This window comes from Muriicola sp. (genome assembly GCF_049669965.1).
Classification (GTDB): domain Bacteria; phylum Bacteroidota; class Bacteroidia; order Flavobacteriales; family Flavobacteriaceae; genus Muriicola.
In genome coordinates this window covers 1-9,110 of the sequence record NZ_JBATLB010000136.1, presented here as the reverse complement: position 1 = coordinate 9,110, position 9,110 = coordinate 1, and the positions used below count along the sequence as shown (strand labels likewise).

Sequence of the window (9,110 nt, the reverse complement as noted above, 5' to 3'; positions counted from 1 at the left end):
TCCATAAAACGTAAAAAATCATATGGCCAGAATAAGCCATTCACGAATAAATCTTCTATGCCGTAAAAAAATGCGTTCATCTTGGTTATATTTACGAATACAAAAATATAAAATCCGGAGATGATTTCAGGCATTTTTGGCAAAACAAAACCAATTAATTACGTTTTACTCCTTGGATTTTTATTTGTCCTCTATTGGTTCGTATACTTTTATGTTGATAATAACACCAATGAACCGGCTGTTATTGTCTGGCAATCATTTGTAGTACTTTCCCTTTTGTTTTCTGTGTTGGTTATCAATTTTGTAGTTAACAGAAACCAAATCACCAGCGCAAATTCTTACGTAGCCCTATATTTTATCCTACTAATTCTTATTTTTCCCAGTTCTGTGGCCGATAATAATGCCATACTCTGTAGTTTTTTCCTGTTATTGGCCTGCCGGAGACTTTTAAGCCTCAGATCCTTAAAATACATTAAGTTAAAGATCATGGATGCAAGTCTGTGGGTGCTGGTCTCCAGCATTTTTTATGACTGGGCGATCCTTTTTCTGATCCTGGTCTATATTGCCATCTATATCTATGAACCTAAGAATTTAAAGAACTGGCTCGTTCCTGTTGTCAGTACACTTGTTTTTGTGCTATTAAGTTATTCGGTACTTATTTTAGCGAATAATGAGGACTACTTTTTACTGCATTACCAGTTCCCCATAGTAAATATACGGGAAGTGGTATCCGATTGGAAATTGAACACAAAACTCATTATCTACACCATTCTTATTGTGATCACGGCCTTTGCAGTATTTCTAAAATCTGGTAAGTTGGGCCTTGGAAGGATCATTAATTTGCGATTGATCTCCATTTATTTTGGAGTTAGCGTGTTGGTAATTATCCTTAGTTTAATGGCAGGAGATCTGCCTGTAATGATTTCATTCTTTCCTGGCGCTGTCTTTCTGGGGAAATATGTGGAAATGATCAAGCGAAAAAATATTAAAGAAATAACGCTCTACACCTCTGTCTTTATAGCATTTTTAGTTTTTGCAGTAGACATCCTTTTGAAATAAAGGATACCTTTGTACAAAGCTTAAACCTATGTTTAGTAAAGAAGCCTTCGATATTTTTGAGGAAAGTATTCATAAATATCATATTGTTAACCGGGTAGATCAGCAATTTAGTAATCCCTACCCTAACAACGACCTTCCTCATCTTCTTTATAAAAAGAATTGGATCGATACAGTTCAATGGCACTTCGAAGATATTATTCGTGATCCCAACATTGAACCTGTAGCGGCTTTGAAGTTAAAGCGTAAAATAGACGCAAGTAACCAGGAAAGAACAGACCTGGTAGAGTACATAGACAGTTATTTTCTTCAAAAATATGCCGAGGTAACGGTGCATCCCAATGCAACTATCAATACAGAATCTCCCGCCTGGGCCATTGACCGACTGTCAATTCTGGCGCTAAAGATTTATCATATGAGAGAAGAAGCGGAAAGAACAGACGCTTCGGACACCCATAGGACAGCATGTACAAAGAAACTGGCTGTTTTGTTAGAACAGAAAAAAGACCTTTCTATCGCAATCGATCAACTTCTAAAAGACATTAGCGAGGGCAAAAAATACATGAAGGTGTATAAACAGATGAAAATGTATAATGATGACGAGCTAAACCCAATTCTCCGTGGTCAAAAACAAGGATGAGCATCTTTTGGTGATCCGCCTTTCGGCCATGGGAGATGTAGCCATGACCGTCCCGGTTATACTTGCGCTTATCAGATCTAATCCGCATTTACAAATAACCCTCCTAACCCGCCCTTTTTTTGCTCCAATTTTTAAACATGTTCCCAATCTAAAGGTCTATACCATTGATGTAAAGGGCAAACACAAGGGGGTCCTTGGACTTTATCGCCTGTCAAAGGAATTGAGAAAGATTCCATTTACCGGTGTTGCTGACCTGCATAATGTCTTGCGAACAAAGATTCTAAAAGTCTTTTTATCCGGAAAAGGGCTACCCTTTCTTCAAATAGACAAGGGAAGAAAAGAAAAAAAACTACTGACCGCCTGGAGGGATAAGACAATAAAACCCCTTAAAACTACGCATGAGCGATATGCCGATGTATTTCGGAGGCTTGGATATCCCATAAAATTGAGCGCTAAAGATGTTCTTCAACGTAAACCACCTTCAACCACTATAAAACAATATGTTGGGAAAAATGAAAAAAAGATAATTGGAATTGCCCGCTTTGCCGCCTTTTCCGGGAAAATGTATCCTCTCGATCTACTCAATGAAGTTCTCCTTCATTTAGAAAATACCAATAAGTATAAAATAATATTATTCGGTGGGGGTGCAAAAGAAAAAGAAACCCTGACAATATTGGAATCCAAATATTCCAATTGTAGTAATACCGCCGGGATATTCAAATTTGAAGACGAGTTGTGCCTTATTTCAAACCTGGACCTGATGGTTTCCATGGATAGCGGAAACGGTCATTTGTCTGCCATGTATGGTGTCCCCACCCTAACGCTTTGGGGTATTACACATCCCTATGGCGGATTTACCCCCTTTGGGCAAGGCCCTGAGCGCTCTATCCTTGCCAACGGCACTCAATTTCCAATGATTCCAACTTCTGTTTATGGAAACAAATTTCCTAAAGGGTATGAGCGCGTAATGGATACTATTCGCCCACAAGATGTGGTAAATACCATTGAGTCGCTACTCGGGTAAGCTATTTTTATGCCAGTTCTCGTTGGGAAAGGCTTTTAAAGTAATGTCTTAGCTGTTGTAAGAACTGATAGCTTAATTGTTTGCTATTTCCTTCTACCATCAACATTCGAACACCCATATACGAGGAGATTAAAAATGTAGCTACTCCTTCACTGTCTATATGACGGGCAACATAGCCATCTGTCTTTCCTTTTTGCAGTATAGTTACAAGATTCACTTCCCATACCTTATAGATGTCTCTAAGGTATTTAGAGATCAATTCGTTTCTACCATTAAATTCTGACATAAAATTACTAAGCACAAAGCCATAGTCTAGTTCATTATGCTCAGCAGTGCGTATAGCATTTTCAAAACATAGTTCTAAGGTTTTAAACGGATCTTCCTTTCCTTCTATGGGTTCAATCATCATACTATAGACCTTTCGAACGATCAGGTTCTGAATTATACTGATAAAAAAGTCTTCCTTAGATTGAAAATGGTAATAAAAAGCTCCTTTAGAAAGCGACAGCTCCTTTAAAATATCATCTACACTGGTGTTATAAAATCCATTTTTATAGAATAATTCCAGGCCTGTGACCTGCATCCGATGCATGGTAGCCATGCGTTTTAAATTCTGATCCATAAGATTTGGGGTTATGGTTAAGTGACCATGTGGTCTATAACAAAGAACCCCCGAACCCCATGTTTGATGAATATTACAGGTTGAAGCTTATTAAAAAATCGATAAGAGGTTGAATCTTGGATGAAATGCACCCCATTCCACGTTTTCAACCGACCACTTGGTCGGTTTTATTCCTCGATAAAGGGTAAAATATAGGTTTATGACGCTTTTTATGATATGAATTATTCAGATAAATGAGCGTTAATTTAAGTTACCACCCCTTGACAACTGCTTCCTGCACCTGCAGTACATCCATAACAATGCTGTGATATGACTATGTCCCGGTCATTAAGCAACTCCTCATTGTAATTGCTGATATGTTTTACCTTACTGGCCACTTTAAGCCCCAGCATTTGGTTAAAATCACAATCGTATAACCATCCGTCCCAACTTACAGAGATAGTATTGGTACACATCACATTTTGTACAGCCGAAGGATTATAGGCATCTACCAGGGCAACCATATAATCTTCGTAGTTCTCAGAAGCAATAAGGTAATCCAGAAAACGTGCTATTGGTAAATTAGTTATGGCAAAAAGATTGTGAAACTGAATATCAAAATCCTCTTTCAAAGCTTTCTTAAAGTCGTGTTCCAAAGCTGCTTGATCTCCCGGCAAATAGGCTCCGGATGGATTATATACAAGATCTAGTCTCAATGAGCTGTCTGGTAAGCCATATCCAACGGCATTAAGCTCCTGTAGCGCTTTAATGGATTTATCAAATACCCCATCACCCCGTTGTTTGTCTGTTTTTCCTCGGGTATAGTGGGGCATTGAGGAGACCACGTGCACATTGTGTTTTTTAAAGAATTCAGGAAGATCGTGGTACTTTTTATTGGACCTGATAATGGTAAGGTTAGAACGAACTATAAAATCTTGTATGCCCGCTTTTGAAGCCTCTTCCACAAACCAGCGAAAATCAGGGTTCATTTCCGGAGCTCCCCCGGTCAGATCCAGGGTATGAGCCCCTGTATTTCTGATGACCTCCAGGCATAGTTCCATGGTGTCTCTGGTCATAATCTCCTTTCTGTCAGGGCCTGCATCTACATGGCAGTGTTCACATACCTGATTGCACATGTAGCCAACATTGATCTGAAGTATTTCTAGTTTTCTGGGTCGTAAAGGGAATTCGCCAATTTCGGCTATTTTGTTTTTAAAAAATGGGAGCTCCCCCTGCTCAAATAACCCTCCGTTGAGAATTTCGAGTTGCCTGTGATTCTCCGCTAGTTCTTCATGTCTTGCTTTCAGCGATTTTGTTGCCATTTCTTTTCTTTCAATATTTTATGGTAAGCTAGGCGCAGTATACCTTTCTTACATACTTAATTTATTGTATTTATTCATCATTTGTACTCCGTGAACCAGTGTAGCCCCGCTTTCAATGGCCGCACCGGCATGTACGGCTTCCATCATTTCTTCTTTGGTGATTCCTTTTTGGAGGCCGTCTTTTGTATAGGCGTCAATGCAATAAGGACACTTTACCACATGAGCCACTGCCAAAGCGATCAGCGATTTTTCCCTCGCAGATAAGGCGCCTTCCTGAAATACTGCGTTGTAATAATCAAAGAATTTGGTGCCTAATTCTTCACTCCATTCAGTGATCTTTCCAAATTTTCTCAAATCGGCAGGATCGTAATAATTATTTGTCATGATATGTTGTTTAATGGATAATAAAATTGATATAGAAAGAATTACATAACCTTTTATATCCCAGATCCCGGATGGTTTCTATGTCACACAGGAAAAAGGAAGCTGAATTAACATTGCTTTTCAAGATCTGTGCTGTGAAAGGCTACCTCTTATGAGAGTTTACATTGCCCAACGTTAGCAACGGCTGATTATTTAAGTGATAAGAAAAGAACAATTGTCAGCTGAAGGTGAAATCAGAAGTAGTGAAGGGGAACCTTTGTTATATGAGAATGATACAACTATCGATGATGGATTTGGTAGTAATTGATAAAATACCTGCAGTTTGCTGAACAATACAGATTGAATAAGTCTAACAATTCCGCTAAAAAGCCTAAACGACCTTTTAGCAAACAAAATAAGATCTTGAGAAGTGTCTAGATCCATTAAGGTCTTTAAATAGAAAATGCTAAATATTTTTGTGTTGGATTTAGTCCTTAATTCCTGTAAGAGTTGTGGGGTTTGCCAGGGAAGCGCAAGGAATTCATTTTTGTTGAACTGATCCCTGTGTATGCCCATAAGATAAAAGCCACCATCCCAGGATGGCCCAAGAACCATGGTATTAGGGGACAACTCTTTGGCTGTGAAGCTCAGGTCTTTGAAGGTAATTTTCGGACTGTCATTACCCAGGGTAATGACCTGCTCATAACCCAGAGCAAATACTTTTTCGATGCAACCAACAAAGCGTTCAGCGAAGCTCGCCCCATTTTGTTCCTGTTCAGTAAAGTGATAGAATGGGATCCCTGTGCGCTTTACCATCGCCAAGGTCTTCCTGGTAAGTTCCTCAAATAAAATAGCGCCATTTCTGATACCCTTTAATCGTTCATCCACCTTGGACGAGTTGGCAAACACTAAAATGGCGGTCTTTTGTTTCATATATGTTCTTCTCCCTGCAAAATTTTACTAAAATTACAACGAAAACTTCTTTTAGCTTTGGTCGCAGATATTTTATTTCATTACGAAATTCAGGGATTAAAATTTTAATGCGACTTTCTTTGAAAATCGACCCGGTAGTTTCTTTAAGACAGGATCGAATTAAAAGTATCTTGATCAAATAGGTTTAAATACGGTAAGAATAGGATGATTGACTCATAGAGATCTGCCATTTAGAACAATTTTTACTTGCCAAGACCGGGTAGTTTGTAAAATGGGGTTTGATTATAGATACAAGAAACAAAGATTGCCTAGTTTTGAATAGCAATTAACCATGAAACTTGAAGAGTTAACATCTAAATCTATTGGACTAGTTCTTTCCGGAGGAGGAGTGCGTGGCATAGGGCATATCGGGATGCTCAAGGCCCTAAAAGAATATGGCATTGAAGCGTCCATGGTATCAGGCAGTAGCGCAGGAGCATTGGTAGGAGCATTATACGCTGGGAATAGCAGTATTGAAGAGATGATCGCTTTCTTTAAAGAGACGCCTTTATTCAAATACAATTTTCTTACCATCAATAAACCCGGACTGGTAGATACAAATCGATATTTCGATATTTTTAATACCTATATCCCTTTTAACACCTTCGAATCTTTACATAAACCATTGTATGTCACTGCCACCAATCTAGAGAAGGGTGTTGAAGAAGTTTTTTACAAGGGAGATCTGATTATCCCCCTCTTGGCCTCTGCAGCTTTACCCCCGGTATTTAGTCCGGTGGAGATCAACAGTGTGATGTATGCCGATGGCGGCATTATGAATAATTTTCCTTCAGAGCCTTTGAAAGGCAAAGCAGATTATATTATTGGCAGTAACGTATCCGTGATTAAGCCGATCACCAAAAAAGAAATTACGTCCTCTTTCCAGTTGGCATCGCGTACCACCAGTTTAATGGTTTATGCCATTAACCGGGAAAAGATCAGAAGTTGCGATATTATTTTTGAGCCTATGGACCTCGAGAAAATAGGCGTTTTTGAAAAAAGCGGGATAGAAAAAGCCTTTAAAATAGGCTATGAGCATGCCTGTAAAGTGCTGGACGCCTTGTTGAAATGAGCCTAATAAGATGAGGTTTAGACGTCGTCGTAGTCTATTTTTAGTGTGGGCGTTAATGGATGCGCCTGACAAGTAAGAATAAATCCTTCTTCAATTTCACCGTCGGTGAGGATCTGATTTTTTACCATTTCTGCTTTTCCCTCTTTAACGCGCGCAATACAAGTACTGCAAACGCCTCCCTGACAGGAGTAAGGCGCATCAATATTTTCGTTCAGCACAGCATCGAGGACCAATTTCTTTTTGTCCATCACAAATGTAAAGACCTCGTCATCTAAGGTTACCTCCATAGTGGTCTGACCTTCCGCTTGCGAGACTTCTTCTTCCTGTGAGGTCGTAAAGAGCTCAAAATGCACTTTGTCTTTGGCAATGTCATTCTTCTGTAGTGTCTCTTTTACCGTATTGATCATGTCTTCCGGCCCGCAGAGATAAAAATGATCAAAAGAGCGATCTTTAAACTTATTTTTCAAAATAAGATTTACGGTAGCCCCATCAATACGCCCAAACAGGGCGTCCTCTTCACGAGCCCTGCTGTACATGAATTGTACAAAAAACCTATCAGTATATTTATTGCTGAGGTCTAGTATCTCCCTGTGATACATGGTTTCTTCGGGAGACTGGTTTCCGTACACCAGTACAAATGTATTCTCAGGATGACTTTCCAGGACGCTACCGGCGATACTCATAATGGGGGTAATTCCGCTACCTGCCGCAAAGGCGACTATCTGTTGTGGGGTAGTTGTCGGACGAAAAACAAAATGTCCTTTTGGGGGCATTACTTCGATGGAATCCCCGGCTTTAATGGCCTCATTGGCCCAAACCGAAAAGGCACCACCTTCAACTTTTTTAATGCCTACGGTCATTTTTGCATCAGAAGGGGCACTGGAAATAGAATAGGCCCTGCGAATCTCTTGCCCGTTGATAGTTTGTTTCAAGGTAAGATGTTGGCCCGCATCGAAGGTAAAGTCCTTTTTCAGATCGTTGGGGATATCGAGAGTGATAGCAACTGAACTGGGCGTTAAGGCACTGACAGCAGATACTTTAAGGGAATAAAAGGTGCTCATTCGGCAATTTTTTTGCAAAATTAAGGAAAGGGGACTCTATAAAAAACTGAAATCAATAAAAATCATACCTAATTAGTTTATGCATAAGAATATTATGTATATATTTAAATTCATTTTAAAATCAATGAGTAATTCTAAATTATACAAAGGAAGCTTAAACACCATTATCTTAAAACTATTGGATGAGGAGGGAAAGATGTATGGATATGAGATCACACAAAAGGTAAAGACACTGACACAAGGTGAATTAAAAATAACTGAGGGTGCCTTATACCCGGCACTCCATAAGTTGGAAGCGGAAGGTTTGTTGGATGTAGAAGTGGCAAAAGTGGATAATAGAATACGCAAATATTACAAGTTGACGGAACAAGGCCAGAAGGAAACGGTAAACCGCCTTGCTGATTTAGAAGAGTTTATAAGAAGTATGCAACAATTGGTGAACCCCAAATGGAGCATTCAATAATTTATTCACTATGGAATTGAACCAAGACCAATTAGATCAAATTAAGGGATATCTGAATAAAATGGGATTAACTCAGATCGATCTAAAACTAGAGGTCCTGGATCACATTTCCCTCGACATAGAAAGACAATTAGAGAATAGAATGTTGTTTGAGGATGCCTTTGAAATTGAAAAGAAAAAATGGGCACCGGAGTTGCGCAGTGAACATAGTCTTTGGATAGGATTACAACAAACAGGACCAAAAATTATGATCGATAAATGTGCTCGTATCACTAAAGAGCTCTATCTAAAATCTGGAATTACAGCATTATTAGCCATCCTTATTATTTATTTTCTAAGACAATTTTGGAATAACGATCCCGGTATTTTGATATTAAAATACGGTGTAGGTGGACTGCTTTTATTTGGAGCTTTGTTTATGATTTATGAGTACTCCCATAGTCAGCGAGAAGTTTTGGAAACAAGTTATACCTTTTTAATTAAACCAAATATCATTGGATATTTTATGCTCGTCATAGCCTGCAATCCCTTTTTAA

The 9,110-nt window shown here is 39.0% G+C and carries 11 protein-coding genes; 6 read left to right on the top strand and 5 right to left on the bottom strand.

The genetic code is table 11. The features are described from left to right. Nucleotides 1-120: 120 nt before the first annotated feature. The 3 genes from WBM49_RS07500 to WBM49_RS07490 are packed head-to-tail and all read left to right on the top strand — an operon-like array spanning nucleotide 121 to nucleotide 2,720. A complete protein-coding gene (locus WBM49_RS07500) occupies nucleotides 121-1,059 on the top strand; it encodes a hypothetical protein (protein ID WP_424371440.1) in 939 nt (312 codons plus the stop codon). 28 nt (nucleotides 1,060-1,087) lie between these two features. Next, nucleotides 1,088-1,696, top strand: a complete 609-nt coding sequence (locus WBM49_RS07495; RefSeq protein WP_424371439.1) for a DUF4254 domain-containing protein — start codon at nucleotides 1,088-1,090, stop codon at nucleotides 1,694-1,696. Beyond that, entirely contained in the window at nucleotides 1,677-2,720 is a 1,044-nt protein-coding gene (locus WBM49_RS07490) for a glycosyltransferase family 9 protein (protein WP_424371438.1), read from the top strand. The genes WBM49_RS07495 and WBM49_RS07490 overlap by 20 nt, the downstream gene beginning before the upstream one ends. A 7-nt stretch (nucleotides 2,721-2,727) precedes the next feature. On the opposite strand, the gene WBM49_RS07485 is transcribed toward WBM49_RS07490, so the two are convergent. The 4 genes from WBM49_RS07485 to WBM49_RS07470 all read right to left on the bottom strand — a co-directional run bounded on the left by WBM49_RS07485 (nucleotide 2,728) and on the right by WBM49_RS07470 (nucleotide 5,939). Next, entirely contained in the window at nucleotides 2,728-3,342 is a 615-nt protein-coding gene (locus WBM49_RS07485) for a TetR/AcrR family transcriptional regulator (protein WP_424371437.1), read from the bottom strand. Between the two features lie 245 nt (nucleotides 3,343-3,587). Next, on the bottom strand, nucleotides 3,588-4,643 hold the full coding sequence (arsS, locus tag WBM49_RS07480; RefSeq protein ID WP_424371436.1) for an arsenosugar biosynthesis radical SAM (seleno)protein ArsS: 1,056 nt from the start codon (nucleotides 4,641-4,643) through the stop codon (nucleotides 3,588-3,590). Nucleotides 4,644-4,691: 48 nt separating this feature from the next. Continuing rightward, nucleotides 4,692-5,027, bottom strand: a complete 336-nt coding sequence (locus tag WBM49_RS07475; protein WP_424371435.1) for an arsenosugar biosynthesis-associated peroxidase-like protein — start codon at nucleotides 5,025-5,027, stop codon at nucleotides 4,692-4,694. Nucleotides 5,028-5,219: 192 nt separating this feature from the next. Then, the gene (locus WBM49_RS07470; RefSeq protein WP_424371434.1) at nucleotides 5,220-5,939 is read right to left on the bottom strand and encodes a TIGR04282 family arsenosugar biosynthesis glycosyltransferase; all 720 of its coding nucleotides are present in this window, start codon (nucleotides 5,937-5,939) and stop codon (nucleotides 5,220-5,222) included. Nucleotides 5,940-6,270: 331 nt separating this feature from the next. Between WBM49_RS07470 and WBM49_RS07465 the strand changes: the two genes are divergently transcribed. Then, nucleotides 6,271-7,050: a patatin-like phospholipase family protein gene (locus WBM49_RS07465; RefSeq protein ID WP_424371433.1), complete on the top strand. Its 780-nt coding sequence runs from the start codon at nucleotides 6,271-6,273 to the stop codon at nucleotides 7,048-7,050. Nucleotides 7,051-7,067: 17 nt separating this feature from the next. Here the strand turns inward: WBM49_RS07465 and WBM49_RS07460 are convergent, their stop codons facing one another. Continuing rightward, a complete protein-coding gene (locus WBM49_RS07460) occupies nucleotides 7,068-8,111 on the bottom strand; it encodes a 2Fe-2S iron-sulfur cluster-binding protein (RefSeq protein ID WP_424371432.1) in 1,044 nt (347 codons plus the stop codon). A 124-nt stretch (nucleotides 8,112-8,235) separates the two neighbouring features. On the opposite strand from WBM49_RS07460, the gene WBM49_RS07455 reads away from it, so the two are divergent. Together WBM49_RS07455 and WBM49_RS07450 are read left to right on the top strand one after the other, a co-directional pair. Further along, complete coding sequence (locus WBM49_RS07455; RefSeq protein ID WP_424371431.1) at nucleotides 8,236-8,574, top strand: PadR family transcriptional regulator; 339 nt, start codon at nucleotides 8,236-8,238, stop codon at nucleotides 8,572-8,574. A 10-nt stretch (nucleotides 8,575-8,584) separates the two neighbouring features. Continuing rightward, nucleotides 8,585-9,110 (top strand): hypothetical protein (locus WBM49_RS07450; RefSeq protein ID WP_424371430.1); only part of this gene is annotated, 526 nt, incomplete at its 3' end.